Origin of the sequence: Bradyrhizobium sp. 191 (genome assembly GCF_023100985.1) — a bacterium.
Taxonomy (GTDB): Bacteria; Pseudomonadota; Alphaproteobacteria; order Rhizobiales; family Xanthobacteraceae; genus Bradyrhizobium; species Bradyrhizobium diversitatis.
Genome location: NZ_CP064692.1, coordinates 3,630,841 through 3,654,424, shown reverse-complemented (window position 1 = coordinate 3,654,424; position 23,584 = coordinate 3,630,841). Strand labels below are relative to the sequence as shown.

20 protein-coding genes are annotated in these 23,584 nt (G+C 65.3%); 10 read left to right on the top strand and 10 right to left on the bottom strand.

The window, feature by feature from the left end:
- Positions 1 to 56: 56 nt before the first annotated feature.
- A complete protein-coding gene (locus IVB23_RS16910) occupies positions 57 to 1,148 on the bottom strand; it encodes an enolase C-terminal domain-like protein (RefSeq protein WP_061879064.1) in 1,092 nt (363 codons plus the stop codon).
- Between the two features lie 191 nt (positions 1,149 to 1,339).
- Between IVB23_RS16910 and IVB23_RS16905 the strand changes: the two genes are divergently transcribed.
- Positions 1,340 to 2,902: an adenylate/guanylate cyclase domain-containing protein gene (locus IVB23_RS16905; protein ID WP_061879063.1), complete on the top strand. Its 1,563-nt coding sequence runs from the start codon at positions 1,340 to 1,342 to the stop codon at positions 2,900 to 2,902.
- A 274-nt stretch (positions 2,903 to 3,176) separates the two neighbouring features.
- Here IVB23_RS16905 and IVB23_RS16900 read toward each other — a convergent pair whose 3' ends face one another.
- Both IVB23_RS16900 and IVB23_RS16895 read right to left on the bottom strand, forming a co-directional pair.
- Positions 3,177 to 4,400, bottom strand: a complete 1,224-nt coding sequence (locus IVB23_RS16900) for an ABC transporter substrate-binding protein (protein ID WP_247804382.1) — start codon at positions 4,398 to 4,400, stop codon at positions 3,177 to 3,179.
- Between the two features lie 167 nt (positions 4,401 to 4,567).
- On the bottom strand, positions 4,568 to 5,497 hold the full coding sequence (locus tag IVB23_RS16895; RefSeq protein WP_247804380.1) for a carboxylesterase family protein: 930 nt from the start codon (positions 5,495 to 5,497) through the stop codon (positions 4,568 to 4,570).
- Here IVB23_RS16895 and IVB23_RS16890 point away from each other — a divergent pair.
- A complete protein-coding gene (locus IVB23_RS16890) occupies positions 5,496 to 5,846 on the top strand; it encodes a hypothetical protein (protein ID WP_247804378.1) in 351 nt (116 codons plus the stop codon). The two genes, IVB23_RS16895 and IVB23_RS16890, sit on opposite strands and share 2 nt — an antisense overlap.
- On the opposite strand, the gene IVB23_RS16885 is transcribed toward IVB23_RS16890, so the two are convergent.
- Positions 5,810 to 6,379, bottom strand: a complete 570-nt coding sequence (locus IVB23_RS16885) for an alpha-ketoglutarate-dependent dioxygenase AlkB (RefSeq protein ID WP_247804377.1) — start codon at positions 6,377 to 6,379, stop codon at positions 5,810 to 5,812. The genes IVB23_RS16890 and IVB23_RS16885 overlap by 37 nt on opposite strands.
- A gap of 79 nt (positions 6,380 to 6,458) precedes the next feature.
- Between IVB23_RS16885 and IVB23_RS16880 the strand changes: the two genes are divergently transcribed.
- On the top strand, positions 6,459 to 6,599 hold the full coding sequence (locus tag IVB23_RS16880; RefSeq protein ID WP_165935896.1) for a hypothetical protein: 141 nt from the start codon (positions 6,459 to 6,461) through the stop codon (positions 6,597 to 6,599).
- A gap of 83 nt (positions 6,600 to 6,682) precedes the next feature.
- Here IVB23_RS16880 and IVB23_RS16875 read toward each other — a convergent pair whose 3' ends face one another.
- The 3 genes from IVB23_RS16875 to IVB23_RS16865 are packed head-to-tail and all read right to left on the bottom strand — an operon-like array spanning position 6,683 to position 10,490.
- Complete coding sequence (locus IVB23_RS16875) at positions 6,683 to 8,269, bottom strand: ATP-binding protein (RefSeq protein WP_247804376.1); 1,587 nt, start codon at positions 8,267 to 8,269, stop codon at positions 6,683 to 6,685.
- Entirely contained in the window at positions 8,266 to 8,970 is a 705-nt protein-coding gene (locus IVB23_RS16870) for a response regulator transcription factor (RefSeq protein WP_247804375.1), read from the bottom strand. Before IVB23_RS16870 ends, IVB23_RS16875 begins: the two co-directional genes overlap by 4 nt.
- A complete protein-coding gene (locus IVB23_RS16865; RefSeq protein ID WP_247804374.1) occupies positions 8,904 to 10,490 on the bottom strand; it encodes a DUF4173 domain-containing protein in 1,587 nt (528 codons plus the stop codon). Before IVB23_RS16865 ends, IVB23_RS16870 begins: the two co-directional genes overlap by 67 nt.
- Before the next feature lie 186 nt (positions 10,491 to 10,676).
- Here IVB23_RS16865 and IVB23_RS16860 point away from each other — a divergent pair, with 186 nt between their 5' ends.
- The gene (locus tag IVB23_RS16860) at positions 10,677 to 12,059 is read left to right on the top strand and encodes a glycoside hydrolase family 3 N-terminal domain-containing protein (RefSeq protein ID WP_247804373.1); all 1,383 of its coding nucleotides are present in this window, start codon (positions 10,677 to 10,679) and stop codon (positions 12,057 to 12,059) included.
- A 34-nt stretch (positions 12,060 to 12,093) separates the two neighbouring features.
- On the opposite strand, the gene IVB23_RS16855 is transcribed toward IVB23_RS16860, so the two are convergent.
- Positions 12,094 to 13,365 (bottom strand): DUF892 family protein, encoded by a 1,272-nt coding sequence (locus tag IVB23_RS16855; RefSeq protein ID WP_061879057.1) that lies wholly within the window; start codon positions 13,363 to 13,365, stop codon positions 12,094 to 12,096.
- A 279-nt stretch (positions 13,366 to 13,644) separates the two neighbouring features.
- Between IVB23_RS16855 and IVB23_RS16850 the strand changes: the two genes are divergently transcribed.
- Positions 13,645 to 13,851, top strand: coding sequence for a hypothetical protein (locus tag IVB23_RS16850; protein WP_061879056.1), 207 nt, complete (start codon positions 13,645 to 13,647; stop codon positions 13,849 to 13,851).
- A 50-nt stretch (positions 13,852 to 13,901) separates the two neighbouring features.
- On the opposite strand, the gene IVB23_RS16845 is transcribed toward IVB23_RS16850, so the two are convergent.
- On the bottom strand, positions 13,902 to 14,747 hold the full coding sequence (locus tag IVB23_RS16845) for an SDR family NAD(P)-dependent oxidoreductase (RefSeq protein ID WP_061879055.1): 846 nt from the start codon (positions 14,745 to 14,747) through the stop codon (positions 13,902 to 13,904).
- Between the two features lie 180 nt (positions 14,748 to 14,927).
- Between IVB23_RS16845 and IVB23_RS16840 the strand changes: the two genes are divergently transcribed.
- The 4 genes from IVB23_RS16840 (at position 14,928) to IVB23_RS16825 (ending at position 20,368) form a co-directional block, all read left to right on the top strand.
- Positions 14,928 to 16,424 (top strand): aldehyde dehydrogenase family protein, encoded by a 1,497-nt coding sequence (locus IVB23_RS16840; protein WP_194391413.1) that lies wholly within the window; start codon positions 14,928 to 14,930, stop codon positions 16,422 to 16,424.
- Positions 16,425 to 16,649: 225 nt separating this feature from the next.
- Positions 16,650 to 17,777 (top strand): alkene reductase, encoded by a 1,128-nt coding sequence (locus IVB23_RS16835; RefSeq protein ID WP_247804372.1) that lies wholly within the window; start codon positions 16,650 to 16,652, stop codon positions 17,775 to 17,777.
- Positions 17,778 to 17,940: 163 nt separating this feature from the next.
- The gene (locus IVB23_RS16830; protein WP_061879052.1) at positions 17,941 to 18,441 is read left to right on the top strand and encodes a GFA family protein; all 501 of its coding nucleotides are present in this window, start codon (positions 17,941 to 17,943) and stop codon (positions 18,439 to 18,441) included.
- 265 nt (positions 18,442 to 18,706) lie between these two features.
- Complete coding sequence (locus tag IVB23_RS16825; RefSeq protein ID WP_247804371.1) at positions 18,707 to 20,368, top strand: thiamine pyrophosphate-binding protein; 1,662 nt, start codon at positions 18,707 to 18,709, stop codon at positions 20,366 to 20,368.
- 114 nt (positions 20,369 to 20,482) lie between these two features.
- Here IVB23_RS16825 and IVB23_RS16820 read toward each other — a convergent pair whose 3' ends face one another.
- Complete coding sequence (locus IVB23_RS16820; protein WP_247804370.1) at positions 20,483 to 21,862, bottom strand: LLM class flavin-dependent oxidoreductase; 1,380 nt, start codon at positions 21,860 to 21,862, stop codon at positions 20,483 to 20,485.
- Positions 21,863 to 22,142: 280 nt separating this feature from the next.
- Between IVB23_RS16820 and IVB23_RS16815 the strand changes: the two genes are divergently transcribed.
- Positions 22,143 to 23,540: a M20 family metallopeptidase gene (locus tag IVB23_RS16815; protein WP_247804368.1), complete on the top strand. Its 1,398-nt coding sequence runs from the start codon at positions 22,143 to 22,145 to the stop codon at positions 23,538 to 23,540.
- Positions 23,541 to 23,584: the final 44 nt, after the last annotated feature.

The following is a 23,584-nucleotide window of genomic DNA, read 5'->3' as shown; positions in this document are numbered from 1 at the left end:
CGAGGGAGGAGATCGTGTGCTTGCAATGGCGATATGAGAGACCCGGCACCTCGCGATCACCCCACCAGATATTTCTTCACCGCGGCCTCGTCCCACGCAATCCCATTCCCCGGCTCTTCGCCCGGCAGTGCGAAGCCATCCTTGATCGTCAGCCGCGTCGCCAGCACCGCGTCGGCCCAGTCGACATATTCCAGCCAGTGCGCGGTCGGCGTCACGCAGAGCAGATGCGCGCTCACTTCCGAGAACAAGTGCGTCGACATCTCGATGCCGGCGGCGTGCGCCAGCGCGGCGGCGCGGAGCCAGCCGGTGACGCCGCCGATGCGCTGCACGTCGGGCATCACGTAGTCGCAGGCTTCCGCCGAGAGCGCCGCCTGCATCGAGAAGGCGCTGTCGAAATTCTCGCCGATCTGGACCGGCGTATGCAGCGCGTCGGCAATGCGGGCGCAGCCGGGATAATCGTCGTGGCGGATCGGCTCCTCGATCCAGGTGAGGCCCTCGTCGTCGAGCATCTCGCCGCGGCGGATCGCCTCGGTCACCGTCAGGGCCTGGTTGTAGTCGCACATCAGCGTGATCTCGTCGCCGACCGCCTTGCGCACCGCGCGGACGACGGCGAGGTCCTCCCGCGCATCGGGCCGGCCGACGCGGATCTTCGCCGCCCGAAAGCCCTCGGCCAGCAGCTTGTGGGCTTCCTCGACCGCGGCGCCGGCGGGCATGATGCCGAGCCCCTTCGAATTGTAGGCCCTGACCGGTTTCGGCGCGCCGCCGAGCAGGCGGGCCAGCGGCAGGCCGCGTGTGCGGGCCAGCGCGTCCCAGGCCGCCATGTCGATGCCGGATTGGGCCAGCCGTTGCAGCCCGGCGAGGCCCAGCAGCGTGAAGCGCTGGCTCAGCTTGCGCTCGATCTCGAACGGCAGCAGCTCGTCGCCGGCGAGCAGGTCTGACATTTCCGTGACCATCGCCGTCAGCGGCTTCAAGGCCGAGGGCGTGATCGAGAACAGATAGGCATGGCCCACCGCGCCCTGGTCAGTCTCGCAGTCGATCAGCAGCAGCGGCGCCCTGGCGATTGCCCCGGTCGAGGTCTGGAGCGGCAGGTTCATCGGCACCATCACGGGGCGCGCGTGGAAGCGCTTGATGCGAATGGTCTCGGTCATGGGCTTCTCCCGGCGGGGCGGATGCAGACGCGGCCGATCTTAAACATCCGTGATGAAACGAAAAGGGCGCTTCGCCCGACCACCATAAAATGGGGTTGCGCGGGCCCGCGATTGTTGGCTCTGTGCTGCCGCATTCTTTGCCGCAAATCCCGACGGGTTTGCGACAAAATCGCACACGGCGGAGCCACAGAGTGAAACAAGAGATCGCCGAAGATCAGCGCAAGAGCGGCATTCTCACGGGCGCCGTGATCGCCTTCCTGCTCCTCGCCCTGCCGCTCGCGGTGTGGCTGGACCTGACCGAGCTGAGCAAGACGGCGCTGCGCCGGCAGGCCATCGATCTCAACTCGGTGATCACGAGCGTGCGCAGCTACTACGCGACCAACGTGGTCGGGCGGGTGCTGGCCAATCCCAACGGCACGACGCGGGTGGTGCACAATTACGAATCCATCCCCGGCGCGATCCCGATTCCGGCAACGCTGTCGCTCGAGCTCGGCCGGGTGATCGGCGCGCAGCAGGAGAACATCACCTACCGCTTCGTCTCCGACTTCCCGTTCCAGAACCGTGCCCCGCACCAGCTCGACAAGTTCGAGAAGGACGCGCTCGATGCGCTGCGGAAGGATCCCGAGCAGAAGATCGTCGAGACCGAGACCTCGCTGTTCAACGACAAGGTCCGCCTGGTCGCCCCCGTCACCATGGGGCCGGCCTGCGTGAGCTGCCACAACAGCCACCCCGAAAGCCCGAAGACGGACTGGAAGGTGGGCGATGTCCGCGGCATCCAGGAGGTGATCATCGCCCAGCCGATCGCCGCCAACATCTTCTCGTTCAAGTTCCTGCTGGCCTATTTCGTGATCGCCGCCGGCAGCGGCCTGTCGTTCCTCTCGCTGCAGCGCCGCCAGGCGCGCCGGATCAAGGGCATGAACAAGGAGCTCGAATCCGCCAACGACTTCCTCGCCTCGCTCTCGATGAAGATCTCGCGCTACATCCCGCCCCAGGTCTACAAGAGCATCTTCTCCGGCCAGAAGGACGTCACCATCCACACCGAGCGCAAGAAGCTCACCATCTTCTTCTCCGACATCCAGAATTTCACTGCGACCGCCGAGCGGCTGCAGCCGGAGCAGCTGACGCAGCTCCTCAACGAATATTTCACGGAGATGTCGGCGATCGCCCACGAATATGGCGGCACCATCGACAAGTTCATCGGCGACGCCATGCTGATCTTCTTCGGCGATCCCGAGACCAGGGGCGACCGCGCCGATGCGCAGGCCTGCCTGCAGATGGCCTGGCGCATGCAGCAGCGCCTCGCCGAGCTCAATGCGAAATGGCGCGCCTCCGGCATCGAGCAGCCGTTCCGCTCGCGCATGGGCATCAATTCCGGCTATTGCAATGTCGGCAATTTCGGCAGCGCCGACCGCATGGACTATACCATCATCGGTGCGGAGGCGAACCTCGCCGCGCGCCTGCAATCGATCGCCGAGCCCGGCGGCATCGTGCTGAGCTACGAGACCTTCGCCCTCGTCAGCGACATCGTCCGCGCCCATGCACTGCCGGCGATCACGATGAAGGGTATCAGCCGCGAGGTCATTCCCTATTCGGTGGACGCGCTGAGCGACGCGGCGGCGGAGAACAGCGGTATCATCACCGAGCGCGCCCCGGGCCTCGAACTCTATCTCGACCCCGCCGTGGTGAAGTCAGGCGATGCCGCACGCGTGCGCTCGCTGCTGGAAAATGCGCTGGCCTCGCTCAAGCCGGCGTGAAGGCGGCGGCCGCGCGTAACGTTCGTTTCGATCGCGAGAGTCCCCGTGCGGCACCCCTCTCCCTAACCCTCCCCCGCAAGGGGGGAGGGAACATACCTTTGTTGTGGCGCGAGCTCGTTCTCATCATTGCCATGGCGCAGCGAGGTACAGTGTAACGGCGCATCCTGCTGCGCTCCCTCCCCCCTTGCGGGGGAGGGCGGGGGAGAGGGGTGGCCCAGCAAATGGTAGGAGCCGTCGTCGCGCTGCTGTCCGCAACGGCGCGCTGACGCGAAGCTCACCTTGCCGCGCCTTCCGTGAAGGCCGTCTCGATCACCTCGCCGAACGGCTGCCAGGAACGGCCGTCGAACTGGACCAGCCGCATCTGCCTGATCGGCAGGTAGTTGCTGGGCGAAGTATTCATCCGGATGTCGGGCAGCGCCACGGACGGATGATAGTCCCTGAGCGAAGCCGCCTGACGCATGATGTTCTCGCGCGAGAAGTCGTCGCCGCATTGCTTCAGCACCTGCGTCAGCGCCTCGGCCGCGGCGTAGCCATAGAGTGCGGCGCTGTTGTTGGTGCTTTCGACCCGATGGTACTTGTCCATGAAGGCGAACCAATCCTTCATCGCGGGATCGTCCTTCCAGGCGGGATCGCTCGGATCCTTCAGAAAAGCCGCCGAGATCACACCGGCCGAGTTCTCGAGGCCCGCGGGCGCCATCGCATTGGCGATCGAGGCGGAGGCATCGTTGACGATGAAGACCGGATGCCAGTTGAAGGACGCCGCCAGCTTGATCACCTTGGATGCCGTCGACGGCACGCCGAGAAAGACGAAGATGTCGGCGCCCGCGCGTTTGAGGATCGAGACGTGCCCGTCGAGATGCTCGTCGGCAATGTCGAAGGCGATGTCGACGAGGACGTGACGGTTGAGATCGCCGAGGCCTTCCTGGATGCCCTTGTAGAGCATGCGCCCGAACTGGTCGTTCTGCCAGAGCACCACGATCTTCTTCCTGGGGTAGTAGGCCTGGATGTAGTTGGCGTAGATGCGCCCCTCGGACCTGAACGACGGCTGCCAACCCATGGTCCAGGGAAACGCCTTGGCCTTGCTCAGCTCCTCGTCGCCGGAGGCGACGAAAAGCTGCGGGATCTTCCTCTCGTTCAGGTACCAGCGCGTGGCGAGATTGCCGGGCGTGCCGAACGAGCCGAACATCAGGTGCACATCCTCGGTCTCGACCAGATTGCGCGTCAGCTCCAGCGCAGTCGCCGGATCGGAATTGTCGTCGCGCGTGATGAAGCGGATCCTGCGGCCGTTGATCCCGCCACGCGCGTTGATCATGTCGAAATAGGCGGCTTCCGCCTGGCCGATGGCGCCGAACTCCGAGAGCGGTCCCGAATACGGCATGACATTGCCGATGCGGATTTCCTCGTTGCTTGTCGGTTGCTCGGCACGTTGCTGGGACATCGCCCCGAGCGAGGCGAAGGCGGCGATCAACACGAGCAGCAGTCTGCCGGTGACGCGCATGTTCGACACCTTGTCGTTGGCCCCACACCAAGGCCGCTCCGTCTAGGTCAAGCGTTTGTCAATCGTGTGGCTTGCCGGCCCACTTCAAAGTAGCGGGGCTGACGGCCTCGACCTAAAGGGGCAGACGTGCTGACGCTCTGTTACAGCTATGTATCCCCGAGCCTTCGCTACGGCAGCCCGCGCGCCTCGAGCTGACGCACCAGCAGCAGCGTCGGCTCGGCGAGGCTCTCGCCGGAGCCGTCGAGGCCGAAGGCGCTCGCGATACCTTCGCGGCTGCGCAGCAGCGTGCTGCGCGGGCAGTGGCCGGCACCGCAGAGCGTCTTCTTCAGGGTTTCGCCCTGCGCCACGAGGCCGGAGGAATCGTCCACGGCCCAGGCCAGCACGATCGGCACATCGACATTGAGGATGCCTGGGAAGACCGATCGGCTGTCGTACTGGGTGGGGTCGGTGCCGAGATAGGCCTTCTCGCTGTCGCTCGCCTCCTTGCCAACGCGGTAGATCCCGGACACCAGCACAACGCCGGCGACGTCGGCGCCGTCGGTCTGCAACTCGGGATGGGCCAGCAGGGTGGCGACATGGAAGGCGCCCGCGCCGTAGCCGACTGCGACGATCTCGCGGCGATCGCCGTTGAAGAGGTCGATATTGCCGTGAACCCAGGATAGCGCCGCCGCCACATCGGACGCGCCGGCGGGCCAGGTCGCCGCGGGCGCCAGGCGATAGTTGACGCGGACCCCGATCATCTCGTTGCGCGCGGCAAAGCACATGGCCTGGTCCTGGATCTGGCGCGACAGCTCCGGCGCCGCGCGGTCGCCGGTAAAGGTGTCGCCCGCCACGAACAGCAGCACAGGCCGCGGCGTGTCCGCCTTGGTCGCGCTGGTCGCGACGTCGAGCACGTTGGCCTCGCTCTCGCCATAGCGCAGACCGCGCGAGAAGGTGACCTGCTCGCACAGCCGGGCGGTGCCGCCGGCGGTGGTGCCGCTGTCGGTGAGGCCCGCCTGGATGAGCCCGGTGGGCGGCGATAGCCGCGCCGGCAAAACTCCGTGTGCGGAGGCCGCGGTCATGGTCAAAAGCAGGAAAAATGCCAGGTAGTTCTTCATGGTGATGCCGGCCTCGCGGACCGATATTGGCTTGCCGATTGGGCCTGTCTTTTCAATTCGCCTCATTAGTTGGCTGATGTTGAGGCGAATTCACGGCACCTTCGCCCGGCAGGCGGCCGGCGTGGCGCGGGCCTCAGTCTGGCAAGCAGCCGCGGATTGGACCGCAAGTTCGCGGACCGCGCGACGATTGCGCGGCGCGGCCATTTTGTCCCGGTCCGTCAAGCTGTTACCCGGCGCCACCTGGGCCCGCAGCGGAAATGGCTTCCTACTGTGCATGGGGTTGTTTTCGCAGTTTTTGTTTTGGACCACCCGTCAGGCCCGCTTCATCGTCCGGAAGGTGATGGAGTAGCGGCGCGCCTCGACCGGCGGAATGCTGTGCTCCCATTGCGACCGCGCCTCGCCCTCCATCATGTAGAGCGAGCGCGGCAGGGCCTCGAGCGTGTGGCGTTCCCATCTGTCCCCGTTGCGGCGGCGGAAGCGGAATTTGCAGGGCGAGCCGAGCGACAGGCCCAGGACCTTGTCGAAGTGCGGCTTGTCGCGGTGCCAGCCGATGCCGACGCCAACCTCATATTCGGTGCACAGCACCTGCCGAACGCTGCCCTCCGCCAGCCGCGCCCATGCCTCGACCTGCCGCGCGACGGGCAGCAGCCAGTCCGGGATCGGCTCCGCCTCGGCCAGACGCTGCAGCGAATAGTCATAGCGATAGCCGAACGATGCCACGCGCCGGTTGCCCTCGAAGGCGCCGAACTGGAAGCGCTGGAGCGGCAATGCTGCGATGCGGTCGATCAAGTCCTGCTCGACCGCGGCATCGATGAAGTCGTCCGTATGGCGAAGCCCCGCAGGGCCCGCTTCCGGTTCGGCGAACAAACCAAGCTGCGTCATGCCTCGCATTTCCGTGATGGAACCTAATGGCGGCTGCTGCGACTTATCTATGACGCGGGAAGAAACGTGCGAGGCTGTCATGGCAGAGAAGCATACCGCCGATCCGGTCGAGATCATGCGGGCGACCGGTCATCCTGAGCTTGAATATGCCGCGGGCTGGACCATCGCAGGTCTCGTCACCATCGGCACCATCGTCGCCGCCTGGGTGTTCGCGATCTGAGGCATGATCCGGAAAAGTGTGAAGCGGTTTTCCGGATAGATCATGCCTCAACAAGAAAGCTGAGGGGCGATGCGCATTGCACCTCAGGCCACAGGGAATTGGAGCTCGAAGGCGACGCCGTCGCCGGTCGGCTTGAGCCTGATCGAGCCGCCATGGCTCGCCATCACCGCCCGCGCGATCGCCAGCCCCATTCCAGTACCGCCCTGGTCGCGGCGGGTGGTGAAGAACGCATCGAAAATCCGGTCGCGGTTGGGCGCCGAGATCAGCTCGCCGTCGTTGCTCACGGTCAGCCGCAGGGTGGTGCGCTCGTCGACCGCCTCCAGCCTGATCGTCCCGGCCTTGTGCCGCACCGCGTTGTCGGCGAGATGCGACAGCACGATCAGCGCCTTCTCGCCGGACATGCCGATCGCCCGGTCGAGGCTGCCGCTGGCTTCGATCGAGCTTGCCGGAAACCTGTTCCGGAGGTCGGCGATCACGGGCGCGAGCTCGGTGCGCTCGTTCTGCGGCAGGCTTTCGGCGCGGGCGAGCTCGCGCAGCCGCTGCGCCATCGCCTCCAGCCGCTGGGTGTCGGACAGGATGTTGGCGATGAATGTCGTCTGCTCGGCCGGCGTCAGGCCCTCGGCCTTGCCTTGAAGTGAATCCTGCAACAGCTCGGCCGCGCCCTTGATCGATGTCAGCGGCGATTTCAGTTCGTGGGTGAGGTGTGCCGAGAACGTCGCGATGTAGTCCGAACGCCGCGCCAGCTGCTCGGCCATGCCGAGGAAGCTGTGCGAGAGCTGGGCGAACTCCCGTGTGCCGTAGTGCCGGAGCGGCCGGAACGCCTCGCGGTCACCGCGGCCGATTCTGGCGGCGCGATCGATCAGCTCGCGCATCGGCAGCGTGATGGTGCGCGAGAACACGAGCCCGATCGCGATGGTGCCGAGGAGCACGGCCAGCCCCGCCAGCACGAACTTGGCCCGCTCCTGGTAAAGGTGGTCGAAGATGTTGCTCGGCGTCCGCGTGGCGTAGATCACCCCCGCGACGCGATTGTCGACAATGACCGGCATCGCCGAGAACACGTGCACGCCGAGGCCCCGGCTGAAGGAATAGATCGGCGGTGGCGGCTTGTCCGGCACGCGGTTGCGCAAGGTGGCGCGGTATTGCCCGTGCAGCGCGTCCGCGACCTCCTCGATGTGCGCAAGGGATTGCCCGACCTCCTGCCGGCCGGCGATCACCACGCCTTGCGGATCGAGGATGCGAAAGCCCGCCAGCGTCACCTTCTGCGTCTCGCGGATGATCGGCGTCAGTCTTGCGCCGATCTCGACATAGGCGGGCTGCGCCGGCCCGGGTGCAGCCTGGGCATCCGGCCGCCGCCGCAGCAGATCGTTCGCGGTGAGGTCGAGCCCGGGGCGGATCGGCGTGACCCGGTCACCGGGATCGGGCAGCACGCCCGGTGGCACCGCGGCGCCCAGCGTGAGGCCGCTATCGAGCCTTGCTGCAACCTCCTGCGCATAGATCGTCGCCAGCACGCGGCTCTGCGCGATCAGCTCGGCCTGGGTCTGTCGGATGAGCTGGTTGTCGTAGAGGCGAAAGAAGAACAGGCCGACCAGTGGCAGGATGGCGACGGTGGCCAGCACCGTGAAGATGACCAGCCCCAGCGACGGCCGCCATTTATCTGGCGCCGCGCTCATGCCTCTTTCTCGCAGCGGCCGAGCTTGAAGCCGACGCCGTGGATGGTCTCGATGATGTTGTCGCAAGCCAGCGCCGCGAGCTTGGCGCGGATATTGCGGATGTGGCTGTCGATGGTGCGGTCGGAGACCTGGATGTTGAGCTGATAGGCGGCCCGCATCAGCTGCTCGCGATTGAAAACCGATGTGGGGCGGGTCAGGAAGGCGCGCAGGATACCGAACTCGATCGCGGTCAGTTTCAGCGGTGTCCCTGCAAATGAAGCCACGTGCTGTTCGGGATCGATCAGGAGACTGCCTTGCGACAGCGCGGTGGGAACCGCCTTGGCCTCGCCATTGCGCGGGCTGAGGCGACGCAGGATGACGTTGACCCGCGCCACCAGCTCGCGCGGGCTGAACGGCTTGGTCACGTAGTCGTCGCCGCCGATCTCGAGGCCGAGGATGCGGTCGATCTCCTCGTCGCGGGCCGACAGGAACAGGATCGGCACGTCGGACGTCTTGCGGATCTCGCGGCAAACGTCGAGGCCGTCGAACTCGGGCATGCCGATGTCGAGCACGATGAGGTCGGGCCTGTCGGCGGCAAAGCGGAGAAGCGCCTCCTTGCCGTCGCGCGCCTCGATCACGTCCATGCCGGCCTTCTTCAGGGCGACGCGGATGACCTCGCGAATGTGGCCCTCGTCGTCGACGATGAGAATGCGATTCGCCAAGAAATTCTCCGCTGTCTCGTCAGCCCGCCAACCGGCTGCCGGACCTGGTTTCCGCCCTGGGCGTCCAGCCTGCGCTGGAGCCGCCAGCTTCGGAAGCTCCAACTCCGCCAGGCCAGGTCCTGGCGCTGCTGTTCTACAAGCCTGTCTCGCTGTGACACAAGGCAGCCCTCGCTGGCGCCGGGCCGCAGCGCGATCGCCCTGTCGATGGCGGGCAGCGCCTGCGGCCCGAGCGTCAGGAGATAGTCGATGTCGATCTGCACGCCGTTGCCCGATGCCTCCCGGCTGTGGGTGACATTGTAGTCGGCAATGAAGGCGTCGAAGTTCACCAGCGAGCAGCCGTACAGCACGATCGTCAACGCGATCAGGTTGGCGCCGATCAGCCATTGGTTGGACCGGTTGAGGGCGATGCGGGTCACGATCAGGACCAGTCCGAGCGCGACCAGCCCCATCCAGATGAAGGCCGCGATGCGCCAGTAAGTCAGCATGTAGATGTCGACATAGAGATCGAGGCGGAGGATGGAGGAGGCGACCAGAAGCACGTTCTGCCCGACCCAGAGATAGACCAGCGGCCGGATCACCTTCGATTTCTCGGCCGGTCCGCCCGGTCGCATCGCGACCAGGACGAAGGCGGCAGCGAGCAGCGCGGTCGCGATCAGCGGGTAGGCGCCGCGATGGGCGTAGGACGCATAGGTCAGGTTCTCGGGCAGCGCGACGTGGCCCCAGAGATAGATGGCGTCGAGAATCGACTGTGCCGCGAACAGCAGATTGAACAAGATCAGCGAGCGCAGGATGGTGGAGGGGCCCAGAAACTCCGGCGACACGAAGGGCGGCAGCGGCTCCGCGACGTCCGTTTCGGCGGCGGCAACCTTCTTGCGCCGCCAGCGCACATGGATGAACGGCCAGACCAGCGCCAGCATCAGGATCCAGAACAGCACGCGCCAGACGCTGACATATTCGAAGATGATCTTCGGATTGAGCAGCGACACCCATTGCTCGATCACCGGATTGGCGGCGGCGAACAGCGCCACGAACACGGTGCTCAGCACCACCGGCATCAACCAGAGCGCGATGCCGCGGGTGAACGCCGACATGTTGCAGACCTGAAGCGCGTCGGGGAAGAATCTGAAGGGACCGAACAGGACAAGGTTTCGCAGTGGGCGGGCGCGTTCCGCGAGGCCGGTCGTCTCCGGATTGGTTGCGAGCAGCAAGGCGATGGCCAGCGCTGCGACGAGGATCAGCAACGAGAGCGGAGTGAGCTCCTCCACGGCCGGCACGAGACCGAGTGCAACGATCGCGCCGCCGGTTACTGCGCGGCGAAAGTCCAGCGCCGCACGGTTGGCAAGCAGAGAGGCGCAGGCAATCGCGACCGCCAGGATCACCAGGGACATTCCGATCCGCCGGCCGTAGAGCAGAAAGTCGCCAAGTGCGGCGAGCAGCAGTGCCATTGCGAGCTTGGCCGACAGTGCCGAAGGCCTGATCGGTGGAATGTCCGTCGTCGATGTCGAAGCCAGGCTCGTCATGTCCAGAAGATTCTCCGTGATGGGGCATCACGAATTCTGGACGGCGCTCGTGCAGAAGTCGGGATCATCGCCTGCACGGTTTCAGGAGTCTTTTGCAGTTTTCGTGCAGACCCGAGTTTGTCTCTCGCGCAGCGTCAACCGCTTTGATAGGTGCGAAGCATTCGCTCCAATCGCGAGTGCTGCATCATGCAATTCCTCAATCGCCTCTGTCTCGTCCTGCTCTGGCTGGCCACGCCGCTCGCCGCATTCGCGGCAGCGAACAAGAATGACCCCTATTTGCTCGTGCTACGCGGCGCCGGAAACATCGCGCTTGTCGTCGCAAGCATCCTGGTCGTCATCGTCCTGCTGCGTCGCGGGCATTGGCGCAGCATTGCGGGCAAGCTGCTCGTCACGCTCTGGTGCCTGCCGCCGCTGCTGATGTCCGCCGCGCATGTCAGGTTCGAGCTGCGCAAGCACGCCGTTCTCAGCGTGAGCGCCGCCGAGGCTCGCCAGCTCGGACCACATTTCATGGTCGGGTATTCGTCCTTTCCGGAGGTTGCGCGTCTCGCCGAGCAGGGATTGATCGGCGGCGTCTACGTCACCCGGCACAACATCCGGGGACGGACGATCGAGGCGCTGCGGGCCGAGATCGCGGCGCTTCAGCACAAGCGGCGCGCCGCAGGCCTACCGCCGCTGGTCGTTGCGGCCGATCAGGAGGGCGGCATCGTCGGGCATCTCGCGCCGCCGCTGACCAAGGTGCCGGCACTGGCGACGCTCACCGGGCTCGCGCCCGGCGACCAGCAGGCCAGGGCAGAAGAGTTCGGCCGCATCCACGGCCGAGAGCTTGCAGATCTCGGCGTCAACCTCAATCTCGCGCCGGTGCTCGACCTGAAGCCGCCGGTTCGCCGCAATCGCCTCGATTTTCACACGCTGATCGGCCAGCGCGCGATCGCGGCCGATCCCGCGGTCGTCAGCACGATCGCGAGCGCCTATGTCCGGGGGCTGGAGGAGTCGGGCGTCGGTGCCACGCTCAAGCATTTCCCCGGCATTGGGCGCGTGCGCGATGACACGCATCATTTCAGCGCCAGTCTCGACACGCCGGTGAAGGAATTGGAGGCAACCGACTGGCTGCCGTTCCGCGAGGTGCTGTCGCACTCGCGGAGCGCTCTGATGGTCGGCCATGTCACGCTCACCGCTGTCGATCCCGACCGCGCCGCATCGCATTCGAAGCGTGTGGTCGAGGGAATCGTTCGTGGGAAATGGGGTTACCAGGGCGTGGTGATGACGGACGATCTCGTCATGGGCGCAATCTACCAGAACGACGTCTGCAGGGCCGTAGTGGAGGCGATCAACGCCGGCGTCGACATGCTGCTGGTCGCCTATGACGGCGCGCAATTCTATCGGGTCTTTTCCTGTGCCCTGGATGCATCGCGGCAGGGCAGGCTCGACGCGGCGATGCTGCGCGCGAGCGCGGCGCGGTTGGAACTGCGCTCGCCGGCCGCACAGGCCGCAGCGGTCTCACCCGTTGGAAGCACACTTGGGATGATGGGCATGCCTGCTGCCCCGCGCGCGATGGCGCGGGGCGGTTGAGCTCGGCGAGTCTGCGCGTCGCGACGGGCGCTGTCTATTCTGCCTGCTCCAGCGCCGCGGGCATCTTCGCCACGGACATCAGCGACCGCGCCACCTGATTGAGCAGGAGATCGGCGTTCTCCTCCTCCGCGAGCGACTTCGACAGCAGCGCGACGATGGCGCTGTGCCGGAGCTGCTGCGCAAGGTTGCGTGCGGTGGTGTAGCCGGACATCTCGTAATGTTCAACGCGTTGGGCCGCCGAGATCAGTGCAAGGTCGGCGGCTGCGTCCTCCTTCTCTTCGCCTTCCTTCATGACTTCCTGGCCTTCCTCGATCAGGCCCATCATACCCTTGCATGGCTTGGCTCGCGCATTCTCGCCGAGCAGCTCGAAGCATTCGTTGATGCGCTCGACCTGGTTCTCCGTCTCGGCCAGATGCTGCTCGAACAATTCACGCAGCTGGTCGAAGCGCGCGGCCTGGGCCATCTTGGGAAGCGCCTTGGTCAACTGCTTCTCGGCATGGAGGATGTCGCGCAGCTCGTGAAGCAGAAGGTCGGTGAGGCCCGCCTCGTCGACGGGCGACGAGCTCTCCGCGACGATCGACGGGGCCGCGCCGGGGTCCGAAGACTGGAGGGCAGGCGATTCTGTGAATACCCAGTCCTCGCCTTCGTTCCAGGGGCCGCGGGTGTCGATCTCGCCGTGATCACCGCTGCCGGTGGAATCGTTGAAATACTGGTTCACGAGGCCCGGCGTCGGCGCGATCCTGCCGATGCTGAAGGCCGGCTTCGACAGGCTTTCGAGTGCCCGTGCGAACGCCTTCATATGGGTAATCTCTCTCGTCATCAGGAACTGCAGCGCGTCCTTGCTGCCGGCGTCGTCGCAGAAATTGATCAGTCGTTCGTAGACGATCTTTGCCCGTGCTTCGGCGGCGATGTTGCTGCGGAGATCGACGTCGAGCTCGCCGGTGATCTTGAGATAGTCGGCAGTCCAGGGATTGCCTTGCGAATTGAACAGGTTGACGCCGCCGCCGCCGGCAATCGCAATCAGCGGATCGGCTTCGGCCGCCTGGCGATCGTTCTTCGAAGGCGCGAGGTGCATGCGGGCAAGGCAACCGACGACTTCGAGATGGCTGAGCTCTTCGGTGCCGATATCCATCAACAGGTCCTTGCGGTCGGGATCCTCGCAATTCAGCCCCTGAATCGAATATTGCATCGCCGCCGCAAGTTCCCCGTTGGCGCCGCCGAACTGCTCGAGGAGCATATTGCCGAAGCGCGGATCGGGTTCGTCGACGCGCACGGTGAACATCAGCTTCTTGACGTGGTGGTACATGGGACGGCTCGCGCTGTGAGGGAAACTACGGCGACAACGGGCCCTCAGAATGTTCGTTCCTAGTCATCTCAAAATTCGGATTTCGTTCCAGATTGGTCTGGCGGGGCGGCTTGAGCCCGTCCCGGCAATAGAGTAGCGACGGAGCAATGGGCCTCCGCCGCTCCCCCGCGCCTGTGGACCAGCTCGCATGCGGTCGAGGGGCCGGCGGTCTCATCACGCATTGTGCTTCGAATGCAGGTGCGTTATGGCTCTCGCGCTTTCCAGAGGCGGAGACGAGCTTTGTCGAAACAATCCCTGCGCGAGGAGGCCGAACGCCTGATCCGCGAATCGATGGAAAAGAAGACCATCGTCGTCAAGCAGGGCACGACCCGCATCGAGGCGGTCTGCGGCAAATGCGGCGCCCCGAACCGGGTCCAGGCGGAAAAGGGCCAGGCCCGCGTTAAGTTCGCCTGCAAGCAGTGTGGGCACAAGCAAGAGACGTTGTAGCCAGGCCCCCTGACCTCACCGTGCTGCGGCGCTCCAGCTCCTCGCCACAGTCAGCGTTCTTCCACGAACTTCTTGAACGCATCGGCATAGTCCGGGTGCCAGCGCGACAATGGCGGGCGGTTCTCGACGATGTCGCCCATAGCCCAGAGCATGCGTTTCTCGTCGAGGGCCCGGGGCACGTCGTTGTCCGGGCAGAGGATGTAGAAATCGCCGGCTTCCAGCCGTGCCAGCATGAAATCGACCGTCTCATCCGGTGTCCAGGCGCCGGCCGGCTTCTCGGTGCGTCCCTTCGCGGTCAGGCCGGTGAAGACGAAGCCCGGGATCAACAGATGCGCCGTGATGTGGCAGCCCTTCGTGTTGCGCAGCTCGTGTTGGAGCGCCTCGGTGAACGCCTTCACGCCGGCCTTCGAGACATTGTAGGCGGGGTCGCCCGGCGGCGTGGTGATGCCCTGCTTGGAACCGGTGTTGATGATCAGGCCCGGTTTGCCGCGCGCGATCATGTTCGGCGCGAAGATTCGCGAGCCGTTGATGATGCCCCACATGTTGGCGCCGATGATGCGTTGCCAATGGTCGGGCTCGCCGAACAGCGTGCTGCCCGGCTGGATGCCGGCATTGTTCATGAGGATGTCGGTGCCGCCAAACCGCTCGCGCACCGCGCGTTCCAGTTCCGTCACGCTCTCGACCTTGCTGACATCGACGGCGGATGTCATCACGTTTGCGGGTGCCGTGACGGATGACAGTTTTGTTGCAGTCTCCGCCAACCGTGCCTCGTCGACATCCGCGACACATACCTTCATCCCAGTGCGCGCGAAGGCGATGGCAGCGGCAAATCCGATGCCGGATGCGCCGCCCGTGATGACGGCAACATTGTCTTTGACGATGGCGGGATGTGGCATGGATCGTCTCCGTGGAGGGCCTCGGTCGAGCTATAACATGGCGGCAGTCCGACCCTGCACAAGTCGGCATGGGAGGTCTTCGTTCGGCGCTGCCTTTACGCCCAACCGGCCCGGCTGTATCCTCGATCGAACGATCCCGCCCAGATCGAACCAATCAATCACTTGACAGGGAGTGCAGCCATGGCTGTGTCGCAGGCTATTCCGATCACGCGCCATCCGTTTGCAAATGGATCTTACAAGCCGATGCTGATCGACGGGAAGTGGGTCGATGCAGCCTCGGGCAAGCGCTTCGAAACCCGCAATCCCGCCACCGGCGAGTTGCTCGCCACCGTCGCCGAAGGCGACAAGGAGGACATCGATCGTGCGGTTGCGGCCGCTCGCCGCGCCTTCGAAGGCCCCTGGAGCAAGGTCAAGCCGTTCGAGCGGCAAAACCTGCTCCTGAAGCTCGCCGACCTCGTCGAGAAGAATTTCGACGAATTGTCGCAGCTCGACACGCTCGACATGGGCGCGCCGCTCAGCCGCACCCGCGCCTATCGCCTGCGCGCCGTCGGCATGCTGCGCTATTATGCCGGCCAGACCACGGCGATCCACGGCGAGACCATCGAGAACTCGCTGCCCGGCGAGATCTTCTCCTACACGCTGAAGGAGCCGATCGGCGTCGTCGGCGCCATCATTCCCTGGAACGGCCCACTGACCGCGACGATCTGGAAGATCGGCCCCGCGATCGCGACCGGCTGCACCGTGGTGCTCAAGCCCGCCGAAGAAGCGCCTCTGACCTCGCTGCGCATCGCGGAACTCGCGATGGAGGCGGGCGTGCCGCCCGGGGTCATCAATGTCGTGCCCGGCTATGGCGAGACGGCGGGCGCCGCGCTCGCCTCGCACCATGACGTCGACAAGGTCGCCTTCACCGGCTCGCATGTCACGGGCCAGTCGATCATCCGTGCCTCCGCCGGCAACCTCAAGCGCGTCTCGCTCGAGCTCGGCGGCAAGTCTCCGGACATCGTGTTCGCGGATGCCGATCTCGACGCCGCCGTGCCGGGCGCGGCGATGGCGGTGTTCGCCAATTCGGGGCAGATCTGCAGCGCCGGTACGCGGCTCTTCGTCGAGCAGTCGATCTATGACGAATTCGTCGGCCGCGTCGCCGAGTTCGGCAAGAAGCTGCAGGTCGGCAACGGCCTCGATCCGAACGTGCAGATCGGACCGCTCGTCTCCGAGCAGCAGCTCGAGCGCGTCACCGGCTATCTCGATATCGGCCAGAAGGAAGGCGCCAAGGCGCTCGCCGGCGGCGGACGCGTCACCGAAGGGGCGCTGTCGAAGGGCTTCTTCGTCTCGCCGACGGTGTTCGCGGGCGTTGAGGACAACATGCGCATCGCGCAGGAGGAGATTTTTGGTCCCGTCATCTCCGCGATCGCGTTCAAGGACATGGACGAGCTGGTCAAGCGCGCCAACGCCACCACGTTCGGTCTTGGCTCCGGCCTGTGGACGCGCGATGTCAGCAAGGCCCATGCGGTGGCGAAGCGCTTGCGCGCCGGCTCGGTGTGGGTCAACTGCTACCAGGCGATGGACCCGGCTGTGCCGTTCGGCGGCTACAAGATGAGCGGCTACGGCCGCGAGTCCGGCAAGCAGCACGTCGAGGAATATCTCAACGTGAAGGCGGTCTGGATCAAGACGGCGTAAGGCCGGCTCTTCTTCGCCTCTCCCCGCTTGCGGGGAGAGGTCGGAATTCGCGCAACGCGCGGATTCCGGGTGAAGGGGACTCTCCGCGAGTCCAACTCTCACCGCGATTGCCGAGGCAGCCCCTCACCCCGTAAGAACGGGGAGAGGGAGAATAACCACCGCCTTCTCGGGCGGGCAGTCTCCCTCATATCATCCGTATTTCCTTCATTGACATCCGGGGACCACATGAAATTCGAAGCGTTGTTCAAGCCGTTGCAGGTCGGTCCGTACAAGCTCGCGCATCGCGTTGCGATGGCGCCGCTCACGCGCATGCGGGCCGAGCGCGAGAGTTTTGCGCCGCGGCCGCTCAATGCCGAATATTACGGCCAGCGTGCAACGCAAGGCGGCCTGATCGTCGCGGAGGCCTCGCCGGTGCTCTCGCACGGACGCGGCAATCCGGCAACGCCAGGCATCTATTCGGAGGCACAAGTCGCGGGCTGGCGCAACGTGACGGATGCCGTGCACGCCAAGGGCGGCATCATCTTCCTCCAGCTCTGGCATGTCGGCCGCGTCTCTCATTCCTCCTTCCACGGCGGCGAGCTGCCGGTTTCGGCCTCGGCGATTCCGATCAAGGCCGAGGGCATGAAGGCGATGACGGCCGACGGCAAGATTGCGGACTACGAGACGCCGCGCGCGCTGGAGACCGAGGAGGTCAAGGACATCGTCGAGGCGTTCCGGCAGGGTGCGAAAAACGCGCTCGCCGCGGGCTTCGACGGCGTCGAAATCCACGGTGCCAACGGTTATCTGCTCGAGCAGTTCCTGCAGTCGCGCAGCAACCAGCGCACCGATCAATATGGCGGCGGAATCGAGAACCGCGCGCGCCTTCTGCTCGAGGTCACGCAGGCCGCGATCGACGTCTGGGGGGCGAACCGCGTCGCCGTCCGGTTGTCGCCGCACGGCATCGCCAATGATTCCGGCGAGCCCGATCCGATGCCGCTCTACACCCATGTCGTGAAGGCGCTCGACAAGCTTGGCCTGGCGTACCTGCATTTCATCGAGCCGCGCTCCAGCGGCGCCGGCCGCGCCGACGTCCATTGGGACAATGTGCCCTCGGCAATGGTGTTGTTCCGCCCGCTCTACAGCGGCGTGCTGATGACCGCCGGCGGCTTCACCGGCGAGACCGCGAATGCGGCGATCGCCGACGGCCATGCGGATATCATCGCGTTCGGCCGCATCTTCATCTCCAATCCCGATCTGCCGCGCCGTCTCGAGCACGGCTACCCGATCACGCCGTACAACCGCGCGACGTTCTATAGTGGTGAGGAGAAGGGATATACGGACTATCCGGTGTATGACGAACTGACGCTGGCATAACTTGCTCCGTCATTCCGGGGCGCGACGAAGTCGCGAGCCCGGAATCCATCCGACCGCATACCCGGAGGTGAGATGGATTCCGGGCTCGATGCTTCGCATCGCCCCGGAATGACGAGTTAGGGTGTCGCGCCACCGTCAGCCGCAATGACGACGGGGAAACACAATGGCCAAAGCCGCCGCCGCAGGTATAGCCACCGGCCAGTGTCTCTGCGGCAAGATCGCCTTCGAGATCGACGTTCCCGCGCGCTGGGCCTGGCACGATCACTCCGCCGCCAGCCGCCGCGCCCATGGCGCGGCTTACGCAACCTATGTTGGAAGCTGGAAGAAGCGCTTCCGCATCACCTCCGGCAAGACCGCGCTGACCCGCTACGAGGACAAGGCGACGAAGACCGCGCGCAGCTTCTGCTCGCATTGCGGCACGCCGATCGCCTATGAGCGCCCGCGCGGGCCGCACATGGTCAACATCCCCCGTGCGCTGTTCACAGAGCGCACCGGCCGCCAGCCGCTCTATCACATCGCCATCGAGGAGCTGCAGGAATGGGCCTATACCGGCGAGCCGCTGGTGCCGCTGAAGGGGTTTCCGGGCGTGGTGTGGCAGCGCTCGAAAAAGAAGAAGCGGGCGAGAGGCGAGGATCCGTTCGAGCTCGGCCGGGAGGAGATGTAGCGCGGGCTGCGTACCGAGCTCTCGTGCTCCGGACGCTGCGCATCACCACTTCGGTGATGCGCTGCTGAGCCGGGGCCCATACGTCAGTGAGATTGGTGCCAGTTATGGGTCCCGGCTCTGCGCCGCACCGCTACGCGCTGCGTCGCGTCCGGGACACGAGACCGTCCCGCGCAAGGCAGCCATGACCACGCTTCCTTGCGTGCCTCCCAAGATCTCGGCCATCATGCCTTCAGTCCTTGCGGCAATGCCCGCTCCTGGAGGAAACATGAAGAACAAGATCACCGGCCGCTCCGCGTTTCTCGCGCTGCTCAAGGACGAAGGCATCACGCATCTGTTCGGCAATCCCGGCACCACCGAGCTGCCGATCATGCACGCGCTGAAGGATCATCCCGATCTCACCTATGTGATGGCGATGCAGGAAAGCCTCGTGGTCGCAATCGCCGACGGCTACAGCCGCGCCTCGGGCAAGCTCGTCGCCTGCAACGTGCACGTCGCGCCCGGCCTCGGCAACGCGATGGGCTCGCTCTACAACGCCCAGTTCACGGGCACGCCGATGATTTTGACCGCAGGCCAGCAGGAGCAGGGCCACGGCCTGATGGAGCCGGTGCTCTATGGTCCGCTGGTGCGGATGGCCGAGCCGCTGGTGAAATGGGCGGTCGAGGTGACGCGGCTGGAGGATCTGCCGCGCATCGTGCGCCGCGCCGCCAAGGTCGCGACCACGCCGCCGACCGGACCGGTGTTCATCTCGCTGCCCGGCGACATCCTCAACAGCGAGGCCGGAATCGATCTCGGCCGCTCCACCCGCATCGATGCCCGCACAAGGCCGTCGGACGAGGCGTTGAAGATCTTTGCCGCGCGGTTACTGAAGGCTGAGCGTCCCGTCATCGTCACCATGGACGAGGTGGTCAAGAGCGATGCTCTGAAGGAGGCGGCTGACTTGGCCGAGCTGCTCGGCGCGGCCGCCTACCAATCCTCGACGCCCTATGGCTCGCACTTCCTCTCGGAGAGCCCAAGCTTCATCGGCACGCTCGCGCGCGTGCAGAAGGCCGCGCGCGATACCCTCGCACCTTACGATCTCCTGATCGCGCTCGGCGGCGATCCCCTGCGCATGTCGGTCTACAGCGAGGTCGATGCGCTGCCGGACGGACTCGCCATCGTGCAGGTCGGCCTTGTCGACTGGGAGATCGCGAAGAATTACGGCGCCGAGATCGCGCTGAAGGCGGACTTGAAGGAGACGCTGCGCGCCTTGATCCCCGTCCTGAAGGAGATGGGTGGCGAGGAATTGGCGCAACGCGCCAAGCGGCGCCTTGCCGAGTTCGCGCCGAAGAACTGGACCGCGCGTCGCGCTGCTCTGGTCGAGCAGATCAGCAAGAGCGCGGGCCGTAGCCCCATCGATCCCGATTATCTGGTGCTGCAGATGGTCGAGGCGATGCCTGATAACGCCATCCTGGTCGATGAGGGCCTCACTTCCAGCCGCCAGGTCACGGCGCTGCGGCCGCACCGCGATCGCTATGGCTATCATGGCCTTGCCTCAGGGGGGATCGGCTGGGGACTGCCGGCCTCGGTCGGTGCCAGCATCGCCAATCCCGATCGTCCTGTGGTCTGCTTTTCGGGCGATGGCAGCGCGATGTATTCGATCCAGTCGCTGTGGACGGCGGCGCACCACAAGCTGCCGCTCAACGTCATCATCGTCAACAATGGCGGCTACCGCATCATCAAGCAGCGCCTGCTCGCCTTCCATGGCGACGACAACTACGTCGGCATGGACTTCGTCGATCCGCCCGTGGATTTCGCCGGCGTTGCGAAAGCGCTCGGTTGCGAGGCGATCAGGATCAGCGACCCCCGCGAGTTGAAGGCGACGCTGGCGTCGGCGTTTGGCAGGCCGGGCACGAAGCTGATCGAGGTGATGGTGGACGGGACGGTGTAGGGCAGGCTCTGTCCACCGTCATTGCGAGGAGCGCAGCGACGAAGCAATCCAGGCTGTATCCGCGGAGGGATTCTGGACTGCTTCGGCTCGCTCGCAATGACGAGGAGGAAGCAGCTACCCCTTCTTCCCCACCCGATACCCCGCAGCCGGATGCGGCGCATCTAACCGCGGCCGGCCGGCGCCGAACAGCTTCTCCCGCAGCGTGCCCTTGGCATACTCGCTCTTGTACCGCCCGCGCCGGGTCAGCTCCGGCACCAGCATGTCGGCGATGTCCTCGAAATCTCCGGGCGAGATCGCGAAGGCGACGTTGAGCCCGTCGACGTCGGTCTTTTCGAACCAGTCCTCGATCTTGTCGGCGACGCTTTCCGGCGTACCGACCACGACCGGGCCGGCGCCGCCGATGCCGACATGCTCGATGACGTCGCGCACGGTCCAGACGCGGTCGGGGTCGGCGCGGGTGACGTTGTCCATCGCGCTGCGGCCGGCATCGTTCTGGACGTGGCGGACCTGCTGGTCGAGGTCGTAGCCGGAGAAGTCAACGCCGGTCCAGCCGGACATCAGCGCCAGCGCGCCTTCGGGACTGATGTGGCGGCGGTAGTCGGCGTATTTCTCCTTCGCATCGGCCTCGGTCCGCCCGAGGATGATCGTCATCATCGAGAACATCAGGATTTCGGCCGGGTTGCGGCCGAGCGCGGCAGCCTCCTGCCGGATCGCGGACACGCGCGGCGCGATCACCTTGGCCGACGGACCCGACATGAACACGCATTCGGCATGCTTGGCCGCGAACTGCCGCCCGCGCGGCGAGGTGCCGGCCTGGTACAGCACGGGCGTGCGCTGCGGCGATGGCTCGCTGAGATGAATGGTGTTGTTGATGCGGTAGTTCGCGCCGTCATGATTGACGCGATGAACCTTTGCGGGATCGGTGAACAAGCCGCGCTTGCGGTCGCGCAGCACGGCGTCGTCCTCCCAGCTCCCTTCCCAGAGCTTGTAGACGACCTCCATATATTCGTCGGCGATGTCGTAGCGGTCGTCGTGCCCGGTCTGCCTGTCCTTGCCGGCACCGCGCGCGGCGCTGTCGAGATAGCCGGTGACGACGTTCCAGCCGATCCGCCCCTCGGTGAGGTGATCGAGCGTCGACATCCGCCGTGCGAACGGGTAGGGCGGCTCGAAGGACAGGTTGCTGGTGACGCCGAAGCCGAGATTCTGCGTCACCGCCGCCATCGCCGACAGCAGCAGCAGCGGCTCGTTCGACGGCGTCTGTGCTGCATTGCGCAAGGCTGCGTCAGGGCTGTTGCCATAGACGTCGTAGACCCCGAGCACGTCGGCCAGGAACAGCCCGTCGAAACGGCCGCGCTCTAGCGTCCTGGCGAGATCGATCCAATAGGGCAGGCGATTATAGTCGGCGGTGCGGTCGCGCGGATGGGTCCACAGGCCCGGTGACTGGTGTGCGACGCAATTCATCGCAAAGGCGTTGAGCCTGATCTGTTTGGCCATGCTGGTCCCCTCGGCGCCCTGTACTGAGCGCTCTTCGAATGATAGATGTGCGCCCCAACTTGGCGAAGTTCTTGCATATGTTTGGGGGTTGGCAAGGTCAAAATCAGCGGTGCCGCCACGCCTGGCAAGCCGATCTCAAGCGAGCAGGAACGAAATCCCAAGAAAATTACAAGCGAACTACAAGAGAAACTCCAAGAAACTCTCCAAGCCCCCTGCCACTTTCGATGGCCTACGTAGCCCGCTACGTTCGCCCGCCTCGACAACCTTGAAAACGTAAGCAATGACCAGAGCCGACGCCATCGCCCGCGCCCGGAACGACTTCAAATCCGGTGCGTTCCTCGCTGAACTCGACCGCCGCGTCGCGTATCGGACCGAGAGCCAGAATCCGTCGCGCGGCGCCGAGCTGCGCGCCTATCTGGAACGGGAGATGCAGCCGGCCTTCGCCGCGCTCGATTTTTCCAGCCGCATCGTCGAATCCCCAAGCGGCAAGGCGCCCTTCCTGTTGGCCGAACGTCACGAGAGCGCGTCGGCGCCGACCGTGCTGATCTACGGCCATGGCGACGTCGTCGACGGCATGGAGGGCGAGTGGCGCGATGGCCGCGATCCCTGGCGCACGACGGTTGCAGGTACGCGCCTTTATGGCCGCGGCACCGCCGACAACAAGGGCCAGCACAGCATCAATATGGCGGCGCTCCGCGCGGTGCGTGACGCTCGCGGCGGCAAGCTCGGCTTCAACGCGAAATTCATCGTCGAAATGGGCGAGGAGATCGGCTCGCCGGATCTCGGCAAGGTCTGCGATCTCAATCGGGACGCGCTCAAGGCCGACTTGTTCGTGGCCTCCGACGGGCCGCGCCTGTCCGCGGACCGGCCGACGCTCTTTCTCGGCTGCCGTGGCGGCATCCGCATTCATCTCGACGTGAATCTGCGCGACGGCGGCCACCATTCTGGCAATTGGGGCGGCGTGCTCGCCAATCCCGCGACCATCCTGGTCAATGCGATCTCGACCCTGGTCGACGGCCACGGCCGTCTCCTGCTCGATGCCTTGAAGCCGCCGCGGCTCACCAACCAGATCCGCAGCTACCTCGCCGACGTGCAGGTGGTGCCGACCGTCGACGAGCCGGCGCTCGCGGAGAACTGGGGCGAGGAGGGGCTGTCGGCGGCCGAGCGGCTCTATGCCTGGAACACGCTCGAAGTGCTGGCGATGTCGTCGGGCAATATCGAGAAGCCGGCGAACGCCATTCCCGGTCACGCCAATGCCGTGCTGCAACTGCGTTTCGTGGTCGGGACGAAAGTCGAGGGTCTGATCGAGGCAATCCGCGCGCATCTCGTTGCAAGGGGTTTTCCGATGGTCGAGGTGCGGGCGGCGCAGAGCTTTGCTGCATCGCGCACCGATTTCGACAGCCCCTGGATCAAATGGGCGGCGGATTCGGTCAGGGAGACCACGGGAAAGGCGCCGGCCGTGCTGCCGAATTTCGGCGGTTCGTTGCCGAACGACGTGTTTTCCGAGATCCTGGGCCTGCCGACGATCTGGGTGCCGCACTCCTATCCCGGCTGCTCCCAGCATGCGCCCAATGAGCACATCCTGCTGCCCTTGACCGAAGAGGCCTTGACGGTGATGGCCGGGCTGTTCTGGGATCTCGGGGAATTGCCAGGACCACTGACAGGCCCGTTAACCTGAGGCATCGGTCCAGCCGAAAGTCACATTCTAATCCGGCCCGATTT